General features: G+C 58.8%; 20 protein-coding genes and 1 tRNA gene. 6 read left to right on the forward strand and 15 right to left on the reverse strand.

Features of this window, described 5'->3' with window-relative positions; translation table 11 throughout:
• Window positions 1-101: 101 nt before the first annotated feature.
• From HMPREF0183_RS10900 to HMPREF0183_RS12305, 6 genes are all read right to left on the reverse strand, one after another.
• A complete protein-coding gene (locus HMPREF0183_RS10900; protein WP_040349071.1) occupies window positions 102-1,523 on the reverse strand; it encodes an amidase in 1,422 nt (473 codons plus the stop codon).
• A gap of 65 nt (window positions 1,524-1,588) precedes the next feature.
• Window positions 1,589-2,824 carry an amidohydrolase gene (locus HMPREF0183_RS10905; RefSeq protein WP_005886055.1) on the reverse strand — a complete coding sequence of 412 codons (1,236 nt, stop codon included), beginning with the start codon at window positions 2,822-2,824 and terminating at the stop codon, window positions 1,589-1,591.
• A 67-nt stretch (window positions 2,825-2,891) separates the two neighbouring features.
• On the reverse strand, window positions 2,892-3,602 hold the full coding sequence (locus HMPREF0183_RS10910; protein ID WP_040349056.1) for a hypothetical protein: 711 nt from the start codon (window positions 3,600-3,602) through the stop codon (window positions 2,892-2,894).
• A 10-nt stretch (window positions 3,603-3,612) separates the two neighbouring features.
• The gene (locus HMPREF0183_RS10915; protein WP_005886058.1) at window positions 3,613-4,386 is read right to left on the reverse strand and encodes a DUF5058 family protein; all 774 of its coding nucleotides are present in this window, start codon (window positions 4,384-4,386) and stop codon (window positions 3,613-3,615) included.
• A 119-nt stretch (window positions 4,387-4,505) separates the two neighbouring features.
• Window positions 4,506-6,389: an acyl-CoA dehydrogenase family protein gene (locus HMPREF0183_RS10920; RefSeq protein ID WP_005886060.1), complete on the reverse strand. Its 1,884-nt coding sequence runs from the start codon at window positions 6,387-6,389 to the stop codon at window positions 4,506-4,508.
• A gap of 490 nt (window positions 6,390-6,879) precedes the next feature.
• Window positions 6,880-7,758 (reverse strand): hypothetical protein, encoded by an 879-nt coding sequence (locus HMPREF0183_RS12305; protein WP_005886064.1) that lies wholly within the window; start codon window positions 7,756-7,758, stop codon window positions 6,880-6,882.
• 240 nt (window positions 7,759-7,998) lie between these two features.
• Here HMPREF0183_RS12305 and HMPREF0183_RS10930 point away from each other — a divergent pair, with 240 nt between their 5' ends.
• Together HMPREF0183_RS10930 and HMPREF0183_RS10935 are read left to right on the forward strand one after the other, a co-directional pair.
• Window positions 7,999-8,532, forward strand: a complete 534-nt coding sequence (locus HMPREF0183_RS10930) for a peptidylprolyl isomerase (protein WP_005886066.1) — start codon at window positions 7,999-8,001, stop codon at window positions 8,530-8,532.
• Between the two features lie 9 nt (window positions 8,533-8,541).
• A complete protein-coding gene (locus tag HMPREF0183_RS10935) occupies window positions 8,542-9,228 on the forward strand; it encodes a rhomboid family intramembrane serine protease (protein ID WP_005886068.1) in 687 nt (228 codons plus the stop codon).
• Window positions 9,229-9,302: 74 nt separating this feature from the next.
• On the opposite strand, the gene yczE is transcribed toward HMPREF0183_RS10935, so the two are convergent.
• Complete coding sequence (gene yczE, locus HMPREF0183_RS10940; protein ID WP_245527162.1) at window positions 9,303-9,962, reverse strand: membrane protein YczE; 660 nt, start codon at window positions 9,960-9,962, stop codon at window positions 9,303-9,305.
• 24 nt (window positions 9,963-9,986) lie between these two features.
• Window positions 9,987-10,664, reverse strand: coding sequence for a cell division protein CrgA (locus HMPREF0183_RS12660; protein ID WP_005886071.1), 678 nt, complete (start codon window positions 10,662-10,664; stop codon window positions 9,987-9,989).
• 179 nt (window positions 10,665-10,843) lie between these two features.
• Here HMPREF0183_RS12660 and HMPREF0183_RS10950 point away from each other — a divergent pair, with 179 nt between their 5' ends.
• The 3 genes from HMPREF0183_RS10950 to HMPREF0183_RS10960 are packed head-to-tail and all read left to right on the forward strand — an operon-like array spanning window position 10,844 to window position 12,905.
• The gene (locus tag HMPREF0183_RS10950; protein WP_245527163.1) at window positions 10,844-12,058 is read left to right on the forward strand and encodes a class E sortase; all 1,215 of its coding nucleotides are present in this window, start codon (window positions 10,844-10,846) and stop codon (window positions 12,056-12,058) included.
• Entirely contained in the window at window positions 12,058-12,258 is a 201-nt protein-coding gene (locus HMPREF0183_RS10955) for a hypothetical protein (RefSeq protein WP_005886075.1), read from the forward strand. The genes HMPREF0183_RS10950 and HMPREF0183_RS10955 overlap by 1 nt, the downstream gene beginning before the upstream one ends.
• Window positions 12,255-12,905 (forward strand): anthranilate synthase component II, encoded by a 651-nt coding sequence (locus HMPREF0183_RS10960; protein WP_005886077.1) that lies wholly within the window; start codon window positions 12,255-12,257, stop codon window positions 12,903-12,905. Before HMPREF0183_RS10955 ends, HMPREF0183_RS10960 begins: the two co-directional genes overlap by 4 nt.
• 21 nt (window positions 12,906-12,926) lie before the next feature.
• Here the strand turns inward: HMPREF0183_RS10960 and pknB are convergent, their stop codons facing one another.
• The 7 genes from pknB to HMPREF0183_RS10995 all read right to left on the reverse strand — a co-directional run bounded on the left by pknB (window position 12,927) and on the right by HMPREF0183_RS10995 (window position 22,668).
• Window positions 12,927-14,798, reverse strand: coding sequence for a Stk1 family PASTA domain-containing Ser/Thr kinase (gene pknB, locus HMPREF0183_RS10965; RefSeq protein WP_005886079.1), 1,872 nt, complete (start codon window positions 14,796-14,798; stop codon window positions 12,927-12,929).
• Window positions 14,799-14,876: 78 nt separating this feature from the next.
• Window positions 14,877-16,490 carry a protein kinase domain-containing protein gene (locus HMPREF0183_RS10970; RefSeq protein ID WP_005886080.1) on the reverse strand — a complete coding sequence of 538 codons (1,614 nt, stop codon included), beginning with the start codon at window positions 16,488-16,490 and terminating at the stop codon, window positions 14,877-14,879.
• Window positions 16,487-17,956 (reverse strand): peptidoglycan D,D-transpeptidase FtsI family protein, encoded by a 1,470-nt coding sequence (locus HMPREF0183_RS10975; protein ID WP_005886082.1) that lies wholly within the window; start codon window positions 17,954-17,956, stop codon window positions 16,487-16,489. The genes HMPREF0183_RS10970 and HMPREF0183_RS10975 overlap by 4 nt, the downstream gene beginning before the upstream one ends.
• Window positions 17,953-19,536 (reverse strand): FtsW/RodA/SpoVE family cell cycle protein, encoded by a 1,584-nt coding sequence (locus tag HMPREF0183_RS10980; RefSeq protein ID WP_005886084.1) that lies wholly within the window; start codon window positions 19,534-19,536, stop codon window positions 17,953-17,955. Before HMPREF0183_RS10980 ends, HMPREF0183_RS10975 begins: the two co-directional genes overlap by 4 nt.
• Window positions 19,533-21,206: a PP2C family protein-serine/threonine phosphatase gene (locus tag HMPREF0183_RS10985; protein WP_005886086.1), complete on the reverse strand. Its 1,674-nt coding sequence runs from the start codon at window positions 21,204-21,206 to the stop codon at window positions 19,533-19,535. The genes HMPREF0183_RS10980 and HMPREF0183_RS10985 overlap by 4 nt, the downstream gene beginning before the upstream one ends.
• Window positions 21,203-21,730, reverse strand: coding sequence for an FHA domain-containing protein FhaB/FipA (locus tag HMPREF0183_RS10990; protein WP_005886088.1), 528 nt, complete (start codon window positions 21,728-21,730; stop codon window positions 21,203-21,205). The genes HMPREF0183_RS10985 and HMPREF0183_RS10990 overlap by 4 nt, the downstream gene beginning before the upstream one ends.
• Window positions 21,727-22,668 carry a DUF3662 and FHA domain-containing protein gene (locus tag HMPREF0183_RS10995; RefSeq protein WP_245527164.1) on the reverse strand — a complete coding sequence of 314 codons (942 nt, stop codon included), beginning with the start codon at window positions 22,666-22,668 and terminating at the stop codon, window positions 21,727-21,729. The genes HMPREF0183_RS10990 and HMPREF0183_RS10995 overlap by 4 nt, the downstream gene beginning before the upstream one ends.
• A gap of 279 nt (window positions 22,669-22,947) precedes the next feature.
• Here HMPREF0183_RS10995 and HMPREF0183_RS11000 point away from each other — a divergent pair.
• Window positions 22,948-23,031, forward strand: a tRNA-Leu gene (locus HMPREF0183_RS11000).
• Window positions 23,032-23,033 lie beyond the last annotated feature (2 nt).

Raw genomic sequence — 23,033 nt, forward strand, 5'->3', positions numbered from 1 at the left:
GGGTGAAAAGAGGCATTTTGGATACAGTCCAATTTCTGGACTGTATCCAAAATGCGTGTGGCGTTCGGCTTGTGTGGTCTTATTGTGAGGTTTCGGGTGGGTTACACCTGCAGCGGCGGATGGTGCCACGCGTGTTTCGTCGCAGCTTCATAGGCAGCCGCAACCCGCAGAACATGTGCATCAGCCCCAGGGCGTCCCACGATCTGCACACCAACCGGCAAACCATCCTCGCTGAACCCGGCTGGAACACTGATGGCAGGGCAACCGGTTGCAGAAATCAGCGTGGCTGACTCCATCCACGACAAGTAGTCCTCCATAACTTCACCATTGATGTGCGTGGGGAACTCCTCCGAAGCATCAAATGGCAGAACCTGAGACGTCGTACACACGAACACGTCATGCGTGTCGAAGAACTCCGCGAGAGCCGGCCACATGAGACCGCGTAAACGCACGCGCTCAAAGTGCTCCTCAGGTGTCATTGCCAAACCGGCTTCAATGTTGGTGCGCAGTGACTCCTTCATCAAGTCGCCGTGCAGTTCATAGGCCTCACGGAAACCAAAAGCGAACTCAAATGCCCGCTCAAGCCTGAACAACCGGCGAGCCACGTCCAAATCCGGGCACGCCCCGGTGACGTGGGCGCCCAAACCTGCGAACACCTCGGCCTGGGCGTCAATAACATGGCGCACCTGTGCATCAACCTGCACCCGGCCGCCCAGATCAGTGGAGAACCCGACGCGCACGCCTGTGAGGTTTTCTGCCGTGAGGGCGTCATCCCAGGCCGTCGAGGACCCGGGCGGAACAGCCACGGGACCGGCAGGGTGCGGGCCCGAGGCGAGTTTCATGAGAAGGGCAATGTCGGCTACCTCGCGAGCCATGAAGCCCGACTGGGCAATCCAGCCGTACGGGTTCTTAGGGGCAAGGTGCGGGAGCCACCCGTTTGACGGTCGCAGGCCCGCGATGTTGTTAAACGACGCAGGAAAGCGCAGCGATCCGCCCATGTCAGACCCGTCGCCGGCCGCCTGAACCCCTGCCGCGATCACCACGGCCGCACCACCTGACGAACCGGCCGCCGACTTCGTCGTGTTGTACGGGTTCACCGTTGTGCCAAACACCGGGTTGAACGTGTGAGCGCCCGCGGCGAATTCTGGCACGTTGGTCTTCCCGGTGGGAATGATGCCGGCCTCGCGCATGCGGGCGATGATGAGGTCATCGGTGTGAGAAACGTGGTCCTTGTAAATGGGGGAGCCCCAGGTTGTGCGCATGCCCGCCGCTTCGTGAGTGTCCTTGTGGGTCATGGGGACACCGGCGAGTGGGGGCAAGGTTTTGCCCGAGGCGCGGTCGTTGTCGATCTGTTGTGCGGTTTGGCGTGCGCGGTCTTGATCGAGCGTCACCACCGCGTTGACCTGGGGGTTGATCGCGTCAATCCGAGCGAAATGCGCGTCCACCAGCTCCGTTGCGCTGACCTCTTTGCGGCTCAGTGCCTGGGCGGTGTAGCGGAGTGAGGTGTAGGTATAGGTATCCATGGGTTTCTTGGGTTCTGCGTCTCTTGGGTTTTTGTAGTCAATACGGGCAGGTTTACTTGCCGAGTTCACTTGCCCAAGCGGGACAGAACAGCGGTGAGGCCGACTTTGATTCCAGTTGTTAGGGACTGCTCTGGAACATCTGTGACAAAGAATGGTGAGTGGTTTCCTGCAACACTGCCGGGACCTTTGTATTTTGCGTCCGAGTACGCGCCCCAGAACCAAAACACGTATGGCACATCAATGGAGTCACCTAAAATGCCAAAGTCTTCAGACCCGGTAGCGGGTCCGCTGATGTTGACCTTGTCTTCTCCTAGAGATTCGCGGAAGCTCTGTTCAAGGTCTTTTGCCAGTTGCACGTCGTTATCGCAACGGGGGAAACGGTACATGGGCTCGACTGTTGGCTCCGGTGCACCTGAGGCAACTGCTTCGCCTTTCAGAATGCGGTCCACTGCTTCTAGCACGCGTTCACGGACGGCTTCGTCCTGTGTGCGAATGTTCAGTTTGAATGTTGCAGTTTGGGGAATGATGTTCTCTTTTGTGCCTGCATTGAACGTGCCCACTGTGAGCACCACCATGTCTGAGCCTGCGACTTCCCGGGAAACCACGGTCTGTAGCCGCGTGACCATGTGTGCCCCAAGCACAATTGGGTCAATTGCGTTTTCTGGTTGCGACCCGTGAGCCTGTTTACCGTGCACGGTGACCTTGAGTGAGTCTGCCATGGACATCGCGGTACCGTGGGACAAAGTAACTTCATCGGCCAGCCCGGGCCAAATGTGCTGACCAAAAATGGCTTCTGGTTTGGGGAATTTTTCCCACAGGCCGTCTTCGACCATTGCGTTGGCACCTGCTCCGATTTCTTCACCGGGCTGGAAAATAATGATGAGTGTGCCCGCCCATGCATCACGGTTTTCGTGCATGAGTTTTGCTAGGAGTAGGGCGCATGTGATGTGGGTGTCATGACCGCATCCGTGCATGACACCAACCTTGTTTCCGTCCGCGTCCGAGGTGGTTACGGTTGACGCCCAATCCACACCCGTCTTTTCAACCATGGGGAGACCGTCAGTGTCGGCGCGGAACCCGATGGTAGGCCCGTCCCCGTTTTCGATCATCGTTACTGTCCCAGTTCCTCCCACGCGAGTGGCTTCGAGGCCGTAGGACTTCAACTCCTGTTCGATGCGTTCTACTGTCCACGTTTCCTGCATCGATAGCTCTGGGTGCTGGTGAAACTCTTTGTAGAGTTCCACAAAATAGTCTGCGAACTCCGGAACCTGACTCATAATGGCCGAGGTCGTTGCTGGCATGTCTTCTCCTTGTGTCAGTTGCCGTGCAATGCACGCGAGTGAATGAAGTGTTTTGAGTGATTAGAAGTTAGTTAATTGTGGCTGCGTTCATGTCTGCAGATCCGTCACGTTTGCGAAGGAACCAGGTGAGGACAATGGTCATGAGCACTGCGAGACCCACGGCGCCCGCTTTGAGGGCAGGCACCCAAACAATGAGTCCGAAGACCACAAACAGCGCACAGGCCAAGGCGATCACAGTAGCGCGAAGCTGTTTCACTGTGGCAATCAGCTGCACGGCTACACCACCCAGAATCGCGGGAAGGATGTAGAGGCGAGCTATGTCGGTGATGTGTTCGGGAATAACAGTGACTAGCCACGTACCCAAAATCCCTACGAAGAGAAACATGCTGATCACGTGAATGTAGGCGGCACCACAGATCGCTGCTGTTGCTGCATAGGATGCCTTTCGCGATCCCGGCTTTTCATTAATTGCGGCCTGGGCAACGATGGCAGAAGGCAACAATTTATTCGAAATGTTTCCAATCATGAATGCCTGATACATGCCAGCCGGTCCCAAGATGGGGTAGTACGTGAGAGGTTCTACCACGTAGAAAACACCGTAAACGGCGAACACGGCAAGAAACGCTTTAATGACTTGGGACCAAGAAACATCAACGTCTGCGAAGTACATGAGGTAGATCGGCAATGACGTGGAAATGATCAGACCAATTGCCAGGGTGAGATTACCCCAGATGAAAGTAGTCCTCTGATACGTGGCGTGTGATGGTGTGTGTGCCATAGTCCCATCCCTACCCATTGAGTCCGTTGTAGTGGGCAAAGTACGCGACTGCGAGCCCCACAAACATGGAAATGCCTAGGCCCCACTCACGTAGCCACGCTTGGTTCAGTGCTTTAGAGATCCACAAACAGAGGCCCATTACAGCTGCCGAAGTAATAACTGTTACGAAGTGCACGTTTGACTTGGGAACTTCGGTAACCGCAAGGCTGGCAAAAGCTGCAAGAAGAGCTGCGCTTGGAACGATAGTCATAAGCGCAGGATTTACCCTCTGCATTTTCGCTTCACTTTTCTGGAATATCGGTGTGAGGATTAGTGTCGCGATCATCCAACCGGCTCCAGAGATGCTCATGGCAGCCAGAGCGATCACGAAGGTGTTGGCGTCATAGCCTTCCCCGCCAAGCTCGGCGCCGGTAGTTCCGGCCGCCACGGACGCGGATGCGACCTCGGTGGCGGCAGACCCAATAAGACCGATCCTGACCAGCACAGGAGGCGTGCCGAACAGAGGAAGAAGTGCAATCGCGACCAATACGACGGCTAGTGATGGTCCGATCGCTGCGACGCTACCTGCTCGAAATGCTTTTGAAACTTCAGCTTGAGTCATGTCAGCTGCTTCAGCGTTTTGGCGAACCGCACGCATGTAGATAGCTGACTGAAGCACGATCACCAGAAGGACTGAGCATGCCAGAACCCACAGAATGGGGTTGTTGGCGATTTCGGTGACACTTGGTCCAGCGTTCTGTGAACTACTGGATGCAAGTAACTCATAGTTCGTTTTGTGGTGCATGTACCCTCCGCTCCATTGCGATTTAAGTCACAGTAGCAACGACTTATACGTTAGGGGAGCGGAGGCCACATGGCGGACGGTAAAATTTGAGGCTGACCTGGGGTTATAGCCCCTTAGCGTCACAGGCTCTTGGGGTCTACATCGAGCAAGACGTCCGAGGCGTTCTCCATCACATCGAGCAACGTCATCGCGTGGGGGAGCTCATACTCGAAGAAGTACTGCGCGGCCGCCCGCTTCCCTGCATAGAACGTAGCGTCACTTCCGGCTCCATCGTTTGAGGCAGCACCACCCTCACCTGCACCAGCCTCGGGGCCGTCAATCGTGTTCACCATGTCGAGCCACAGCCATGCCGCAACGATGTGCCCCATCGCCTCCAAGTACAGCGCAGCGTCCTTCAAGGCAGCATTCGCATTGTCGCGACCGTGGACCTTGCGTGTCACCTGCACCGCCCGCTCAACCGCGTCGCGCAGTTTGGCTGCCCAGACCTGGGTGTCGGCCCCGGCACCAGCCCCGGCACCAGCCGCCTCGCACGTTTGCGCAATGCGCCTGACCAGCAGATCCAGCCCGGCCCCGCCACGCATGGCCACCTTGCGGCCCAACAGGTCGTTGGCCTGAATGCCGTGGGTGCCTTCGTGAATCGGATTGAGCCGATTGTCCCGATACAACTGCTCCACCGTGAAGTCTCGCGTGTACCCGTACCCACCATGCACCTGAATAGCCAGGTCAGACGCCTTAAGCGCGTACTGCGACGGGAAAGACTTTGCGATCGGCGTCAGCACATCGAGCAACAGCGCCGCCGCCTCACGGTCCTCCTCACGTTCCGCCGTCTGCGCCTCATCCTGCAACCGGGAACAGAACATGACCAACGCGACTGACACCTCGGCGTAGGACTTCGACGCCAGCAACATTCGCCGCACATCCGCGTGCTCCACGATAGGCACCATGGGCCCACCATGCCCCTTGTCCTGCGGGAGGCGACCCTGCCGGCGCTCGCCCGCGTACCGCACGGCCGTCAGGTGCGAGCGCTGCCCCACCGAAGCCGCCGCCGCACCCACGAACACCCGCGCCTCGTTCATCATGTGGAACATCAGCGCAAGGCCCTCGCCTTCACGGCCAATGAGGTATCCCACCGCGCCCGAGGTTGGCTCACCTTGCGCGTTCACTGGCCTGTGTTTGTCGTCGCCGAACTCCAGGAGCGTGTTCGTGGTCCCGCGGTTACCCATTTTGTGGTTGAGTCCCACCAGGGTGATCGCGTTGCGTTCGCCCAGGTCACCGTTGTCGTCAGTGATGAACTTGGGCACCGCGAACAGGCTCAAGCCCTTTGGTCCGGGCTGCGCGTTCTCACCTGCGTGGCGGGCCAGCACAAGGGCCACGATGTTTTCCGAGATCTCCTGGTCACCACCCGAAATCCACATCTTGGTGCCAAACAGGCGATACGTGCCATCCGGTTGTGGTTCGCCGCGTGTAGTGAGGTCGCCCAGGGACGAGCCGACTTCTGGTTCAGACAGCGCCATCACGCCGAAGAACCGGCCCGAGGCCATGTGCGGCACGAACCGATCGATCAGCTCTTGCGATCCGTGCTGGTAGAGGGTCTGGGCGGCTGCGGTGGTCAGCCCGGCGTAGGCGTAGGTTGAGGCGTTCGCAGCCTGGAACCACATGTACACCGCTCGAGCCACGGTCATGGGGAGTTGGAACCCTCCCACCTTTTCGTCCATGGCTGCCGACATCAGGTCTGCCGCGGAAAACGCGTCGAGTGCGAGCTTCACGTCATCGATGAGTTCGACTTTCCCGTCTGCGTTTATGCGCGGTTCGTTCGCGTCGAGCTTTTGGAAGTGCGGCTCGAAGTGCTCCAGCGCGATCTGCTTTGCTACGTCCAAGATCCCGTCGAACGTTTCTCGTGAGTGTTCCTTGAACCTTTGGCGTTGAGTGAGCTCATCGACTTTGAGCCATTCGTACAAGAGATACTCTGCGTCGCGTTCGTTGAAGACCACGGACTTGGACATGTCGCTCCTTTGCGATCGATTGTTAAGTATGGGGTCATCCTACAGTTTTTGCAGGTGGAGCTGGGTGAGACGGCGCAAAGTGAGCGAAACGGCGCATTATATTGCGTAGTTTCGCTCGCTTTGCGCCGTTAGGGCTTGGCTAGGTGCCCGAGGTGTTAGGAAGTTTGGGTTGAGCACGCGGCCTACGTGGGGCTGGCTTCCTGCTCGAAAAGCCGTTTGGCTACAGTCCAGCTATTCGACTGTAGAGAAATGACCCCAGTACACCTCTATTTAGTGTCCGGCATCACTAGTTTGAGGGATTTTGGCTACAGTCGACGGGCTAACTCGGCCTGGACTGTATCCAAACGATGTTGCGCGAATCGATCATAGGACTGCCTCGACCAGGTGAGACAAGCGCACGCCAAACCAGCACACACAAAACCGGCCGTGTGCAACACATACACACGGCCGGTTTTGTGTTTAAGGGCTAGTCACTCAAGCCCTTCACACCTCAGTGCTTGCCAGGGGTACCCGAGGCGTCAGCGTCCTTGACGTCTTCGAGGTCGGATGCGACAACCTCGGCATCTTCTTCTTCGTCGTCGCCGTGACCTTCGGGAACTTCCACCTCGGTCACAATAGGAGCGGTCGCGGTGGACTCTTCAGCGTCGTGCGAACCCAGCGGGCGAGCGTCAGCTGGACGGTTGCCAGGCAGCGGCTCTGACCATGGGTCGTTAACCGGCTGGAGCTTCTTCCACACGAAGTAGCCAATGGCACCAATCGCGCCCAGAGCCAGAACCCACACGACCCAGTTCCAACCGTTGCTCTTCTTGTTGGACTTGGCCAGTTCCTTCGACGTCTTCGACGCCTGCTTCGAAAGTTCCTTAGCGCGCTTAGCCGCAGCCTTCTGAGCCTTCTTGATGGCCTTCTTGTCGCCGGTCACGCGACCCACGAACTCTTCCACTCCCTTTGGAGCAGACGCGGAAGCCAACAGACCAGCTACCTGCGAAGACGTGTCAGCAAAACGCTTGCTGGCGTCAGAAGCTGCCTTGGTGGAGTACCCGCTTACGCGTTCGCTTGCCTGAGCTGCACGGTCGCGACCCTGCTCCGACAGCTCCTGCAGACGAGGGCCGGCCTGGGCGCGAACACGGTCGGCAACCTCGTGCAGACGGTCGCTCGTCTGGCTCAGCTTGGGGCCAGCTGCGTCGGTGATGTCGTGAATGAATTCGTTGGCGCGCTCCAGGCCAGGGCCAGTGGCCTCGAGTGCCTGTGCCGAACCTTCTCGAACTGTCTTACCAATCTGCGATGCCACGTCACTAACCTCTTCCAAAAATGATTTTGCGGTTGCGGTTGACTTCTTTGCTACTTTTTTAGCCGGCGATTTTTTAAACATGGCCCTCCCAAGCTCGAGAATAAAAACTCGTTACCTTTATCCTACGTGTTTGACTGTGCAGTGCCACCTGAGCAGGCCTTCTGAGACTGAGTCTTTGCTGTGTGCGCGCTGGTCCGAGGTGTCCCACACCAACCGCACCCAGCCCCCACCGGCCCCCGCTTCAGCGCCCCACCAACCCCCACCACGGAACCCTTAATGAAACTTGACAAGGCCACAGGCCGGTCATGACACAATGAAGTTATGAGTATTGCAACGCAGCAGGCGATCCTGCACACCAACAAGGGCGACATCAAACTCAACCTTTTCGGAAACCACGCGCCAAAAACCGTGGCCAACTTCGTAGAACTGGCCGAAGGCACCCGCGAATACAAGGACGACGCGGGCCGCACCAATCCCACCCGTTACTACGACGGCTTGGGCTTCCACCGCATCATCAAGCAGTTCATGATCCAGGGTGGTTGCCCGTTGGGTCAGGGAACTGGTGGCCCTGGCTACACGTTTGACGACGAAATCCACCCTGAACTTCAGTTCACCAAGCCTGGCCTGCTGGCTATGGCAAACGCTGGAACTCGCGGCGGCAAGGGCACCAACGGTTCGCAGTTCTTCATCACCACGGTTCCTACCGAATGGCTCAACGGCAAGCACACCATTTTCGGTGAGGTTGCTGACGAGGAATCCGCCAAGGTTGTCGCCGACATCGAAGCGACCCCCACCGGCGCCATGGACCGCCCGCAGGAACCTGTTGTCATCGAGTCGGTTGAAATCATCAAGTAGACCGCACCTGTGACTGATCACCCGGATCACAACGAGCCGCCCACCAACGGTGGGCGGTCTTCGTTTTCGCATAATTCGCCCGAGGTGGGGCAGACCCCGGTTGCCCGGCGCTCACCAGCAGTCGAGGCGTTACGCAAAAGCCCTGTCACCGTGACAATCGCCGCAGTGACGGTCTTGGTGTGGCTGACCCAGTTTGTTCCCGGGTGGCATGTGCAGGAGCGGCTGGCGTTTGTTCCGCTGTGGGCCTTGGACGAGCCGTGGCGGTTCGCCACCACGATGCTGGTTCACTCCCAGCCCAGCCCCACGCACGTGCTGTTCAACATGATGGGGCTGTTGATCTTTGGGACGTTCTTGGAACGCGCGTTGGGATCGGTGTTCTTTGCTGTGACGTATGTGCTGTCTGGGGTGGGCGGTTCGGCGATGGTGTGGCTGTTGGCCACGCAAGGAATCGCGCACCCGTTCGCGCTGTACGTGGGTGCATCTGGTGCGGTTTTCGGTTTGGTGGGCGTGCTGCTGGTGCCGTCCAAACGCTTGGACCGCAACTGGGGCGGCGTCGTGGGGTTTGTGTTGTTAAACGTGCTCATGCTGTTCGTTGAGCCGAACATTGCGTGGGAAGCCCACCTCGGCGGGCTGATCGTTGGGTTTATTCTGGGCGCGATCAGGCTGTGGACGATGAAGCGAAACGACGCAAAGTGAGCGAAACTACGCGTTATAACGCGTAGTTTCGCTCACTTTGCGCCGTTTGGTCGGTTGCTTAAGCTCCTTCAGCCTTAAGCATCATCAGAATCAAACGGGCTGGCGGGGCCAATCATCCGTTCGCCCACACGCAAAAAGATCTGAGTCAGCGGCCCAACGAAGAACGCGTACAGAATCGTCCCCACGAACAGTCGCCCGCCCATGAAAAAGCCCAGACCCATCACCAGAACTTCGAGAACAGAACGCACCAAAAACACCGGCCGTCCCGTGGCGCTGACCAGGCCAGTCATGAGGCCGTCGCGCGGCCCCGGCCCAAAGTTGGGCACAATGTACAGCGCTGTGGCCAACGCGTTAATCACGATTCCTGCAACCATGAACACCACTGCCAACACCAGGTTGGGTGCCACCGGAATGACCAGTCCCCACAGGTCAATAAAAACGCCCACCAAAAGCGCGTTCGAAATGGTGCCCAACCCCGGGCGCAAGTGCTTGCGAATAGGGATCCACAGCAACATCACCACAATCGACACCATGACGGTGCACGTCCCAACGCTGAACCCAAGCATCTTCGACAGCCCCTGGTGCAACACGTCCCACGGCATGTTTCCCAGGTCCGATTGCAGCAACAACCTGCACGACAGCCCGTACAACACGAGCCCGCCGTACAATGCGAGCAAGCGCACCCACATCGGTGCGCTTGCTAGCAATCTGAAGTTTTTTCCGGAAGCTCCCACGAGGGGCAGTATAAGCTCAGCGAATCATCGCCATCTAGTCGACATGCCAAGGCCCACGACCATGATCCCGAACCCAACCAGCAAGTTCCAGTTGCCCCACGCCTCGACCGGCCACTTACCAGTCGAAATGTAGAACACCACGAGCCACACCAGACCCAACAACAGGATCCCCAACATGACCGGCAGGAACCAGCGTGGGTTGGGGCGGTTGACCTTGCCGTGGTCGGCAGAAGAGTAGGAGGAGGTTTTGCGTCCCGAGGCGCGCTTCGCTGGGTTGCCCGACCTCGAGGTGCGCTTGGCAGAGCTTTTCGCAGACTCGCTCTTGCCGCTCTTAGTTTCCTTACTGCCTTTTTTGTCCTTACCAGCCTTGTTGCTCTTGGTGGACTCGGACTTGCCGGTCTTGGAAGATGAGTCCTTCTCGGAGGAGGTTTCTTTCTTCGCCGAGGTTGTTTCCGACTTTGCGTCGTCCTTCTCCGCGGCGTCCTTGGCACCTACGGCCGTGCTACCAGCCTCGGAACCCTTGTCAGCGTCGGTTGCAGACTCGACGTCCGCGTCTTCCACCTCGGCGGTCTCTACGTTCTCAGTATCCTCAGCGACAGAGGAATCGACCGGTTGCTTCGCAGAGTCCTTTGCCTGGGCATCCCGCGAAGCCTGCGTTGCCTTGTTTCGCGAAGTCCTTTGCACTCGGTTGGGCTTAGCCACGATTCTCCTCTTTTCGTTAAGTCCTCAAAGATTGTACTTGGTACGAGTCGAATTACCGCATGTTTACACCGACTTCTAAGAGTAGACCGTAATATATATGGGGAGAAACTCGGTGTGCGAGCTATGCCGGGTGCTCGTTTGGTCGTCTAAATGCCAGTTACAGGCATGGTGAGGTGTTCGTGGAACAGCCCAGAACCCGCAGGGAACGTCGCGAAATGGAGCGCGCCCGAGCAGAAGCTGAGCAAGCCCGTCAAGCGGCGCAACCTGCTTCTGGCCAGTCAGGCGCTGGTGGAGCAGGTGGGGCCACGCCAGAATCCGACCAACCTACCGAACAGTTCTCGCCGGTGACGCTCCCACAAACGGCCTACCAGGCGCCTGCTGCTTCGCGGCCGTTCATTCGACCAGCGGAACCCAGTGCCACCTCGGCGGCCGCTAACAACTCCTACAGCACCCAGCCGGGTGCCCAGCACAACCCCCAGCCGGGCGCGCAACCCGGCGCGCAGAGGGACATAGACCACACGCAGCCGTTCCAGGCCGTGCAGGGACGCCCGGAGGATCAGGCGGAGCAGCGCCCCCAGGACGAACCGCTGCCCACCCGCGCCGAAAAACGCGAGCAGGACCAGGCGGCGCACGCCCAACACCGCAAGAATCAGAAACCCGAACGACAGCCGCTAGGGGTTGTGCGTGGGACGATCCGCACGTTCGGTGAACTGTGCATCACGGCCGGGCTGATCATGATTCTGTTCGTGGTGTGGCAGCTGTGGTGGACTGACATCGAAGCCAACCGCGACAACGAAAACCTCGCATCGAACCTGGTCACGCAGTGGAAAGACAATCCACGCGACAAGACCCCCAACGACCCCGACACGCCCGTGATCGCCCAGACGCCAGAAGAGAACCAGGCGTTCGGGATCATGTACGTGCCACGTTTTGGCGACGACTACTACCGCACCATTGCTGAAGGTGTGCAGCTCGAACCCGTTCTGAACCGCATGGGGATGGGTCACTACCCGTCGAGCGCGCGGCCCGGTGAAGTGGGCAACTTCGCTATGGCTGGGCACCGCGTGACGTACGGAAAGCCTCTGAACTTGATCGCTGAAATGCGCCCCGGCGACCCGGTTGTCATTCAGACCCAAGAAGGCTTCTACACGTACACCATGCGTAACTTCGACATCATTTTGCCTGATCAGACCGAGGTGCTCGCCCCAGTTCCCGGATTCCCGGAATACAAGGGTAAAGAACGGCTCATGACGTTGACGGCGTGTAACCCCATGTTTTCGGCGCGAGAGCGCTACGTGATCTACGCCGAGCTCACCGAATGGCGCCCCGCATCTGAAGGGCCACCCGACGCCATTAAGGATTCTGCGGCGTTCAAGAAGGCTGGAGGTCAGTGATGTATGAACTGATATGGCGGATTCTGCCAGGCAACTGGTTCGTCAAGACCTTGATTTCACTGATTTTGATTGCTGGGATCGTGTTCGTGCTCATGCAGTACGTGTTCCCCGTGATCGCGCCGTACATGCCGTTTAACGACGCCACGGTTGAAGAAGGCGCGTTCGCCCCGGCGCAAGGTTTGACGGGACTGGGCTCATGACTCACATTTTGGTGATCGATAACTACGACAGCTTTGTGTACACGCTCGTTGGGTATGTGCAGGAACTGGGCGCGGATACCACGGTTATCCGCAATGATGACGTGAACGCTGACCAGCTGGACGACTACCTGCCCCAGTTCGACGGGGTCTTGGTGTCGCCCGGCCCGGGTACTCCGGCAGATTCGGGTGTGTGCCCGCAGGTGATCCGCTGGTGTGAGGCGCACTCGCTACCCATGTTTGGCGTGTGTTTGGGTCACCAAGCCCTGGCCGAGGTGTTCGGGGCCACCGTTGCGCACTCACCTGTTCTGATGCATGGGAAGACGTCGCTTGTTCGGCACAGCGAGTCTGGCATTTTTGCCGGATGCAGGAACCCATTGACTGCGACCCGGTATCACTCTTTGGCGATTGTCGACAGCACACTTCCCACCGAACTTTTTGAAGCGACCGCGCACACCGATGACGGGGTCATCATGGCGATTGAACACCGTCACGCAACGTTGGCCGGGGTGCAGTTCCACCCTGAGTCCGTTCGCACGGAGGACGGTTACCTCATGGTGGGGAACTTCTTGGCTAGGTGCGGTCTTGCCGATGCGCCCGCCAAGGCCGCGGGCCGGTCGCCTGTTGCAACTGCGTCGCTGAATAAGTAACAGTTACTTAGCCCAAGCCCTCTACGGAATCCTCTGCTGCACGTCGTTTTCTGACGGTGCTGGTGGGAAGAACGGCGGGCGTGATGGCTCCGGTGCCTCCGACGGCTCTGGTGATGGCGGTGGCGGCGCCTTAGCGACGCGGATCGTCACCGTCGAGTGCTGATCGGCCGTGGAACCGCCCTGCAGTGACTGCTCAAACACTTCACCTTCAGTGTGGTCACTTGTTTCGACTTCCTTGACGTCACACTTCAGCTGCGTCTTCTTGTCTTCAAGCGCACCACAGGCGTCGTCTTTGGTCATGCCAATAACGTCGGGTACTTTGACCTTTCCGCTGGACAGCACCAGGTCCACGGTGGACCCAGCCTTCACGGTTGAGCCCTTCTTGGGTTCAGTGCTGAGAACTGTGCCCTTGTCTTCGTCGGGCGAGTTCTCTTCAATATTGGACCCAGCGTTGAGTCCCACCTTTTCCAGTTCCTGCCGGGCTTGAGCCTCGCTCATGCCCTTAAGGTCAGGAATCTTTACGTCCTCGGGCCCGGTTGAGACCTTGAGAACAATCGTCTCGCCTTCGGGCACCTCGGTGCCCGGGCCAGGATCAGTGCTGACAACGTTTCCTTCTTTAATGTCGTTGTCGGCTACCTCTTCCTCTTTAGCCACCAGGTTGTTTTGCTGCAGGTACGCTTTAGCTTCCTCAACCGACTTGTCGGAAAGGTCAGCCAGCTGCACGGTGACAATCTCTGGCGGTTTCGACGCTTGGTAAACCCAGAACGCCAAACCTGCCAGCACCAAAACAATCATGGCGATACCGGTCCACATGAGCCCGCGCCTCTTGCGGTCGCGCTCAGGGTCCGGCTCTTCCTCTTGCACGGTAGCCACCGCCGAGGTCATAATTCCTGGCTCTGTTCCTGGCTGGGAGGCGTGCGCCGATCCGGAACCGTACTCCGGCTGATAATCAGCTGGAGTGGCCATGACTCGCGTAGCCGTTTCTGAGGCGTACGGCTGGTTCATCAGCTGCGTGGTCGCTTCGCTGTCGATGCTCATAGGCCGGCCGTCGCGGGCACACAGGACGTCTTCACGGAATGTGAACGCCTCTTGGTACCGGTCGTCACGTTCCTTTTGAAGCGCGTGCATGAGCAGGCGGTCAACAGCCGGGCTTAGATTGTGGTTGAGCTCAGACGGAGCCTTGGGAGTTTCCCCAACGTGCTGATACGCAACGGCCAGCTGCGAGTCACCCACAAACGGTGGCCGCCCGGTGAGCAGTTCGTACAGAACGCACGCGGTTGAGTACAGGTCTGACCGTGCATCAACCACTTCACCCTTTGCTTGTTCGGGTGACAGGTACTGCGCGGTACCCACAACAGATTGGGTTTGGGTCAGTGAACTGGTGTCTTCCAGTGCACGCGCGATCCCAAAGTCCATGACCTTGATGTCACCTTCGGGGGTGAGCATGACGTTGGCGGGTTTGATGTCACGGTGAACAATTCCCTTGCGGTGGGAGTAGTCCAGCGGTGCCAGTATCCCCGCGACCACGTCTAGGGATTCTTGTGTGGTGAGTGGTCCGTGCTGTGTGATGACTTCTCGGAGGGTCTGTCCTTCGACAAACTCCATCACAATGAAGGGAACTTGAACTTCCCCGCCTCCACTTTCAGTGAAGGTTTCTTCTCCCGAGTCGTAGACACCTACAATGCCAGGGTGGTTCAGGCGGGCTGCTGATTGGGCTTCCCGCTTGATGCGTTCGTGGAATGAAGGGTCACGTGCCAGGTCGGAGCGCAACAGTTTGATCGCGACACGGCGACCCAGCCGGGTGTCCCACCCAGCGTGTACTTCTGCCATGCCTCCACGGCCGAGTAGCTCTTTGATCTCATATCTACCCGACAGAATTCGCTCGGCGTTCACACTGACCTCCTAACCACGCATTGTGAATGTTCAACTTTACTGTGCCATGTTCATTAACGCTTAACCTGTTGACCACGCCTAGTTTCCGCCTGCTGTCTTTTCAGGTTTAGGCGCATTGTCGTTGCCTCCGGACCCGTCGCCGTCACCAGAGTCACCAGAGTCGCCTTTGTCCTGGCCGCCGTCAGAGCCGCTTCCGTCAGATCCGGTGCCGTCAACGCTGCCATTTCCGCCATTGTCGCCACCGTTGTCGCCGGAGTCGCTGCCTTCACCCGGCGCCTGTTTGGTGGGCTTGGGCTTCTGTTTTTGAGTGGGCTCTGGTTTGGGTTCGGGCTCGCTAGGGCCGGTGGACACTTCGATTGTGACGGTGTCGCCCTCTTCGAACGTGTAACCCCGGTTGCCTTCGCGTACGTTCACCACGCGCCCGGAGCGTTTTGAGGATTCCACGTCCACGTGCTTGACCTTCAGCCCCAGGTTTTCGAGGTTGCGTTTAGCAGTGGTTGCTGTTTGGCCCACGTAGTCGTCGGGGTTGATGGTGACGGTTTTGTTTTCTTCCGTAGGCGTTGCGGTGGCCGTGGTTTCTGGGTTTGGTTCTTCGTCTGTTTTTGCAAATTGCCACACGGCCCATGCGATCGCTGCTATTGCCAGAATCGACAAAATAACAATCGCAATGGCTGCACCCTTGGATTTCTTTTGGGGTTCCTCCACGTCCGAGGTGCCCGCCTCCGGGTCTTCCACCACCGGGTTGACCGCGGTTTGGGGGAGTACCTGGGTGGCTTGTGTGGGTGCGGGTTGGTTGAATACGCGGGTGACCGCTTCCGAGGCCGTTTCTGGCCGCGGGTTCATCTGCGGCACGGCTGCTTCGGCTGCAGCGACGTCACCGGCGATGAGGGCACGCGCTGCGGTTGCTAGAGCTTTTCCGCTTTCTGGGCGTCCTTCTGGTTTCTTCGACAGGGTAGCGTCAACCAGTCGGCGCACAGGTTCTGACACCGACTGCGGAAGCGGTGGGTGTTTGCGGTTGACCTGGGCGATTGCGATTTCAACTTGCGATTCGCCAGTAAACGGGCGCACTCCAGCCAGGGCTTCATACAGGATGACACCAAGCGAGTACAGGTCAGACTGCGGGCGGGACCCTTTACCTGTGGCCTGTTCTGGGGCCAGGTACTGGGCCGTTCCCATGACCTGACCGGTCTTGGTCAGGGGCGCTTGGTCGGCTACGCGGGCAATCCCAAAGTCAGTGATTTTGACTTTGAAGTCAGGGGTGATGAGCAGGTTTCCCGGCTTGATGTCACGGTGAACAACCCCCGCGTTGTGCGCGGCGTTCAAGGCTTCGGCAGCCTGTGCCACGATTTCTAGCGCATCCCCTTCGGGCAAACCGCCGTTACGTTCCAGGATCGTGGAAAGCGCTTCACCTGGCACGTACTCCATGACCAGGTACGGTGCTCCGTCCTCTTCGCCGTAGTCGTACACGGCGGCGATTCCAGGGTGCGAAACCGAACCCATCGAGCGGGCTTCGGACTTAAAGCGTGCCAGGAAGCCCGGTTCCGTCCGGTACTCTTCCTTCATGATTTTCGCGGCGACTTCACGGTCTAACACGGTGTCTTTGCCGCGCCAGACTTCGCCCATTCCACCGACGGCGATCCGCCCGGTGAGCTCGTACCTGCTACCCAGACGAGTACCCTTTTGAGGCCTCATTCGTTCACCACCGCTTCCATGATTTTCTTCGCAATTGGTCCCGCTACTCGACCGCCGGAGGCTTGGTTCCCTGCATTTCCACCGGATTCCACGACGACTGCGACAGCCACTTGAGGATCATCCGCTGGAGCGAAACCAGTGAACCACGCGTGCGGTGCTGCTCCTTGTGCGTGCTGGGCTGTTCCAGTTTTCCCGGCTACCTTCACTCCCGATATCTGCGCGGCAGTACCGGTTCCTTTATCCACAACGTCGACCATCATGTCGGAGAGTTGACGTGCCGTGTCTTTGGAGATCGGACGCGAGTATTCGCGCGGACGTGGCTTCTCAATGGTTTCTAGGGTGCGCGCATTGCGAACTTCGGAGATCAGGTTGGGGCGCATTTCTGTGCCACCGTTAGCGATCGCCGCGGTCACCATGCACACCTGCAGGGGCGTGGTTTTCACTTCGAACTGTCCAATTGCTGACTGTGCGAGTTCTGGTTCGTTTGGCGATTCAGGGAAGGTCGATGCGCTGACTCGCAACGGCATGGTGAAGTTGTCGCCAAAACCAAACTTTTCGGCCTGTTTGTTCATCGCGTCAGCACCTAAGTCCATGCCCAGTTTGGCGATAGGAGTGTTGCACGATTTCATGATCGCGTGCTTGAGGGTGGCCTTCTTCCCGTCGGCACACGTGGAACCACCCGCGTTTTTGATGGTGTGAGTGGTCTGGGGTAGTTTCAGCGCGTTTGGTGCGTCGATTTCAGTGTCTTCGTTGTAATCGCCTGATTCGATCGCTGCTGCGGCTGTCACCAGCTTGAACACGCTTCCTGGCGGGTACAAGTTACCCCCGATTGCGCGGTTGTACAGTGGTCTGTCCGGGTCTTTTAGCGCCGACTTATACGCCGCCTCGGCGTCCTTGCGGTTGTGCGTCGCCATGTCGTTGGGGTTGAACCCAGGCGTGGACACCATTGCCAGAACCTCACCAGTCTTAGGGTTCATGGCCACGGCCGCACCCTTCTGGCCATCCAGCGCCTGGTACGCGGCGCGCTGAGCCTTGGGGTTGAGGGTCAGTTCGACGGCGGCACCCGTGGGTTCCTGCCCAGTGAGCCAGCCGGATACCCGGTCGTAGAAGAGTTTGTCGTCAGTTCCAGCCAGCAGGCTGCCTTCCGTGCGTTCAAGTCCAGTGGCGCCCGAGGTGATCGAAAAGAAGCCTGTTACGGGGCTGTACATTTTGGCTGGGAGGTTGTCGGATCCGTAAGCCCGTTGGAACTTGTACTGATCGTCGACGGGGGTTGAAAGGGCCACGGGCTCACCATCCACCAGGATGGGGCCACGGTTGCGCGACAGTTCCTCAAGAACTGTGCGGTTGTTGAGCGGGTTCTCATTTAGTGACTCTGCTGAGAAGTATTGAACGTAGCTGGTGGAACCAAACAGGAACGCGAACATCACAAAGCCCACGACAGCGACGTGCTTGAGCGGCTTATTCATTCGACCTCCTTCTGGTTCAAAACGGTGGTGGGTGCTTCCGACCCAGCTTGGTCAGTCTGGGCGTCTTCAGCAGCGGAAGTAGAACGAGCGCTGGAAGTGGGGGCCGCCTCGGCGTTGGAACCTCCAGTGCCCTTGCCAGACTTACGTTCCGACACACGGGAAGGCGCAACCCGCAAAACACCCGTAGCGAGCTCTTCCGCAGGGCGACGGGCGTTGTCCGAGGCGCGCAAGAACAGGCCAATGATGATCCAGTTGGCAACCAGGGAAGAACCACCGGCGGCCAAGAATGGCGTGGTCAGACCCGTGAGCGGGATGAGGCGCGTCACGCCACCCACCACGATGAACGTCTGTAGCGCGACCGTGAACGAAAGGCCTGCGAGAAGTAGGGTGCCGAATCCGTCACGAAGTTCGGACGCGGTTTTGAATCCACGCTGGAACAAAATGACGTACAGGATGAGGATGACGAAAAGCCCAATGAGACCCAGTTCTTCGCCAAGGGAGGCGTAGATGAAGTCGGATTCGGCGTACGGCACCACGTTGGGGCGTCCTTCGCCCAGACCGGTGCCCACCAGTCCACCCTTAGCCATGCCGAACAAGCCTTGCACCAGTTGGTACGACCCACCTGGTGACTTGTTGTACTCTTCTGGGCTCAACGCGTTGAGCCAACCGCTCAGACGCTGGTTGACGTGCGAAAACATTTGCGAGGCGACGACTGCACCGGCAACAAAAAGCGTCAGGCCAATGAGGATCCACGACTTCTTGTTCGTAGCGATGTAGAGCATGGCCACGAAGAGTCCAAAGAACAACAGCGACGTTCCCAGGTCACGCTGGAACACCAAGATTCCAACTGACGCGACCCAAGCGATTGCGATGGGTCCGGTGTCGCGCAAACGGGGGAAGCTCAGACCCAGGAACTTCTTGCCCGCGGCGGTGAGCTGGTCGCGGAACGTCACAAGGTAGCCTGCGAAGAAAATGGCCAGGAAAATTTTGGCGAGTTCGCCAGGCTGGAAACTGAAAGGGCCCAAGTGGATCCAAATGCGGGCACCGTTAATGGTCTTCCCAAGACCTGGAACCAGGGGTAGCACCAGGAGAAGCAACGCAGCCAGGCCAAATGTGTACGTCCAGCGACGCAAAACGCGGTGGTCGCGCACAAAGATGACGGTGGCAGAGGCCAAAAGCACTCCCAGCGTCATCCAGATGAGCTGGTTGACGGCCACGTGCGTGTCTTTTGCCTGGTCAAGCCTAAAGATCATGGCCAAACCCAAGCCGTTGAGAAGCACTGCGATGGGGACGATCACCGGGTCGGCGTACTTGGCGCGCCACCAGGTGACCGCGTGAAGAATGATGCTCAACGCAGCCAACCACACTGAGTACTCGATAACGTTGGCTGGAATCTGTTTGTCGGTTCCCAAGCCCACCAGTGCGTACGCACCTGCGGACACAGCAATAGCGAGCAGAATCAGGAAAAGTTCTGCAATGCGATACGTGCGCGGGCCCTTGGTTTGAGGTGACTGCGCGTTTGCGTTTCGATATGTGCCCTGGTCTCCGCCTGCGTCAACACTCCACGTGGCAACACTCATGGGTTTTCACCTTGTTCGGCTTGTTGCGCGGGTTGCTGAGGTTGGTTCGGCTGATCAGGTTGGCCCGGCTGCTGCTGTGTGCCCTGCGCCGGGTTGTTTTCAGGGTTGTTTCCAGGTTCGCCCGGCGCAGAAGGTGCGGGGTCCGTGCTACTGCCGTCCGTTGCGCCACCGCTAACGCTTTGCTGGCGAGTCTTATCTGCTGCAGAACGCAGATTCTCAACGATCTTCTGGGCTTCGTCGTGACTGGACGCAGGGATCGTCTCTTTCAACCTGCTCTGCGTGTACGCAGGAAGGTACTCGACTTCGATGTCCGTGGTCTCGTTCAGGTTCGACAGTTTAAACGGCCCCAGGTTCTGCGAAACCCCCTGATAAACAGCGACCTTGCCGTTTTCTTCCGTCACGTAATACTGCGACTGAATAAACGCTTTCCCGGCAAACCCGGCCACGATAAGCAAAACAATGACCGCCCCAGCGATAGCCCACGGAATCCAACGACGGCGAGGTTCCTCGTCAGAGAACTCATCAAAATCGTCAGTGTCAGCGCCAAGATCCTTACGCTTGCGACTCTTGGTCGCTCGCGCTTTTCCCCGACCGCCCCGCTTACCGTCACCAGCAACGGCCGCGGCCGAACTCGCAGCCGCTCCAACAGCGGTAGTAGAAACCGCCTCGGCGGTTTCCTCATCAGCGCCGTCACTTGCCTTTTCAGAGTTAGTCGCGGTGCCCGCCCCGGCATCCGAGGCGCCGTCCGCGGGGGTCTCGTCGTCGTGGGAGTTGGAAGCCACCTCGGCGGTGTCCTCATCCACCTGAGGCAATGCCTCAGTTTCTAAATCCTCAACCGGCGGCGTGTCGTTGTCGACCGTGCCCAGCTGCGCGAACTGCGGGTTGATCTCAACCGAACCGCCAAACTGGCCCGGGGCATCCAGGTCTTCATCCGTGAGGTCGGTCGCGTCAATAACATCGCCGATCACCACCGTGATGTTGTCAGCACCCCCGCCTTCGAGCGCCATGTTGACCAGTCTATCCGCGCACTCGCCAGGGTCGTCGATCGAACGCAAAGCCTCTTCGATGACGTCGAGGTCAGCGAACCCGGTGAGACCGTCGGAACACAGCATCCAACGGTCGCCAATGCGCGCCTCACGCACGGACATGTCAAGCTCAGGAGAGGCTCCCACGTCACCCAAAACGCGCATCACAACAGAGCGCTGCGGGTGGTATTCGGCCTCTTCAGGGGTGATGCGACCCTCGTCGACCAGCATCTGCACAAACGTGTGGTCGGTGGTCATCTGCGAAAACGAATCGTCCCGCAACAGGTACGCCCGCGAGTCACCGATGTGTGCCAGGGCCAAACGGTCGTTACACCGCAACAGTGCAGTGACGGTAGTTCCCATGCCCCCCAGCTGCGGTTCGTCCTCAACTGCGCGCGCAATCCGGTCGTTCGCGTCCAAGATGGTGGAACGCAACGAATCGAGGCTTTCGCCAGTGTGGTCCCCGTGGTCCAGTGAAGCTAGGCGGGCGACCGCAATTGCAGACGCGACATCGCCACCCGCGTGACCACCCATGCCGTCAGCGATGAGAAGGAAGTTACGGCCCGCATAACCGGAGTCCTGGTTGTTCTTCCTGACCAGACCCACATTGGACCGTACAGCGCTGTTGAATACAAAATCGGTCACGAACGTAACTCCACCGTGGTGTTACCTATAGTCACCGGCATGTGTACTCCCAGCGAGGTGGGCGCCTCAAGTTGGTGTTGCCCCATGAACGTGCCGTTCGTTGAACCCAGGTCCTCCACGTACCAACCGCCTCGGCCGTCCGGGCCGATCTTGGCATGAAAACCACTAGCGAAGTCGTCATCGAGGACCAGAGTGTTCTCGCGGCTACGTCCCAGCGTAATGGGCGCATCGCCTAATGCAATAACCGTTCCAGAAAGAGGGCCCGAGGTGACCACCAGTTCGCTTGCGAAATTGGAGGGTTGGTGGGCGGCTGGGGCGGTGGCGTCTGCTGCGGCGCCTGCGCCTACGGGCTGCTGGGTTGCCGGGGCGGACTGCTGTGCTTTGGCGCGCTTGCGGCGCTTGCCCGCTCTGACTTTGCGCGGGCCGAACAGGTCGCGACTCAGCACGCCTGCCACCATGAACACAAACACCCACATGGCAATAAACAGGCCGAACCGTAGTGCTACAACGGTGAATTCGGTCATCGACGTCCCATCTCCATGGAACAGAACGTTACCGAAGTATCGCCCGCGGTGAGAGTCACGCCATCAGTGAGTGTGATGGAGGTGATGCGGTGTCCGTTGTGCAGGGTGCCGTTGGTGGAGCCGAGATCGGTGGCGGTCGCGTGCGTGCCATCGATGGTGATTTCGAAGTGACGGCGAGAAATTCCTGGGTCGTCCAACACGAAGTCAGCTGATTGCGAACTGCGCCCGAACACAGTAGTGCCCTGCCTCAGCGGAGTGAACTGTCCGTTGACTTTGACCCCGAAACGCGGGACGGTGCGGCCCCGTACGGGGTTGCCACCACCTCGGGCAGGGTTGGCTGGGGCTCCCGAGGCGGGTGCGGCTTGCGCTGAGGCAGCGGAGGCCACCACCGGGTTGGCGCCGGTGCGGTGGGCGTTCTGCGCGCTTTCATAAGCCTCTGGCACGATCGGGTTGGAGCGGCTGGGTGGGTCGTAACCACCTCGGCCGGAAGGTTGCGCAGCCAAGGTGCCGTCAGGGCGGCGGGTGGAGGCGCGCACACGGTAGATGCCGGTGTCCAGATCGTCGGCCGGTTCGAGCGTGACGGTCACCGGGCCCACGAAGCTGTAGCCCTGTTCAATCGCGTGCTCGCCAACGACTTGGCGCAGGTCAGCGGTGAGTTCTTCGCTCAAGGAGTCGAGGCGTTCGAAGTCGCTGGCGGCCAGTTCGATCACGTAGTTGTTCGAGGTGAGCGTGCGTCCGCGGGACACCACAGCGGCGTGTGTGTCTGCTTCCTTCTTGAGCGCGCCGGCGAGTTCAACAGGTTCAACCTGGGAACGGAAGGCTTTTGCGAAGGTTTGGTTGACGACGCGTTCGATACCTTTTTCGAATCGGTCTAGTACGCCCACGTTCGCTTCCCCCTGTTCGCTGTCAGGCTGTGTGCCGTTAGCTGTTCCTGCCACACGTTGTAACTGCGTTAACTGCATTAGCTGCAATAACTGCGTAGTAGTAACTGCTGGGCGAACAGTATAACCGCGACACGGTTGGATGTGACATGCGGTTTTGTTCACGTTGTTCACTCAGTAGCCTGTGCTGTCAGTGGTGTGTGCGCATGCTCCCGCATGGCGTAATCACCTGTACTTCCACCTGTACTTCAAATGCTTATGGTAGCGGGTTAGTTGGATAAAGCACTGGATTTTGTTGTTCGTAGCCTGAACGTGTACAGTTATGCCTTGTCGCTCGCGCGAGTGGCGGAATTGGTAGACGCGCTGGCTTCAGGTGCCAGTGATCGCAAGATCGTGGGGGTTCAAGTCCCCCCTCGCGCACG

The sequence above is a fragment of the Brevibacterium mcbrellneri ATCC 49030 genome (genome assembly GCF_000178455.1).
Taxonomy (GTDB): domain Bacteria; phylum Actinomycetota; class Actinomycetes; order Actinomycetales; family Brevibacteriaceae; genus Brevibacterium; species Brevibacterium mcbrellneri.

What these genes read in the sequence shown, in the direction of transcription:
- HMPREF0183_RS10900 (WP_040349071.1), bottom strand. Translation starts at nt 1,523, where the DNA reads ATGGATACCTATACCTACACCTCACTCCGCTACACCGCCCAGGCACTG.
- HMPREF0183_RS10905 (WP_005886055.1), bottom strand. Translation starts at nt 2,824, where the DNA reads ATGCCAGCAACGACCTCGGCCATTATGAGTCAGGTTCCGGAGTTCGCA.
- HMPREF0183_RS10980 (WP_005886084.1), bottom strand. Translation starts at nt 19,536, where the DNA reads ATGAGTGTTGCCACGTGGAGTGTTGACGCAGGCGGAGACCAGGGCACA.
- HMPREF0183_RS10990 (WP_005886088.1), bottom strand. Translation starts at nt 21,730, where the DNA reads ATGACCGAATTCACCGTTGTAGCACTACGGTTCGGCCTGTTTATTGCC.
- HMPREF0183_RS10970 (WP_005886080.1), bottom strand. Translation starts at nt 16,490, where the DNA reads ATGAGGCCTCAAAAGGGTACTCGTCTGGGTAGCAGGTACGAGCTCACC.
- HMPREF0183_RS10920 (WP_005886060.1), bottom strand. Translation starts at nt 6,389, where the DNA reads ATGTCCAAGTCCGTGGTCTTCAACGAACGCGACGCAGAGTATCTCTTG.
- HMPREF0183_RS10975 (WP_005886082.1), bottom strand. Translation starts at nt 17,956, where the DNA reads ATGAATAAGCCGCTCAAGCACGTCGCTGTCGTGGGCTTTGTGATGTTC.
- HMPREF0183_RS10960 (WP_005886077.1), top strand. Translation starts at nt 12,255, where the DNA reads ATGACTCACATTTTGGTGATCGATAACTACGACAGCTTTGTGTACACG.
- HMPREF0183_RS10910 (WP_040349056.1), bottom strand. Translation starts at nt 3,602, where the DNA reads ATGGCACACACACCATCACACGCCACGTATCAGAGGACTACTTTCATC.
- HMPREF0183_RS10915 (WP_005886058.1), bottom strand. Translation starts at nt 4,386, where the DNA reads ATGCACCACAAAACGAACTATGAGTTACTTGCATCCAGTAGTTCACAG.
- HMPREF0183_RS10930 (WP_005886066.1), top strand. Translation starts at nt 7,999, where the DNA reads ATGAGTATTGCAACGCAGCAGGCGATCCTGCACACCAACAAGGGCGAC.
- HMPREF0183_RS10955 (WP_005886075.1), top strand. Translation starts at nt 12,058, where the DNA reads ATGTATGAACTGATATGGCGGATTCTGCCAGGCAACTGGTTCGTCAAG.
- HMPREF0183_RS12305 (WP_005886064.1), bottom strand. Translation starts at nt 7,758, where the DNA reads ATGTTTAAAAAATCGCCGGCTAAAAAAGTAGCAAAGAAGTCAACCGCA.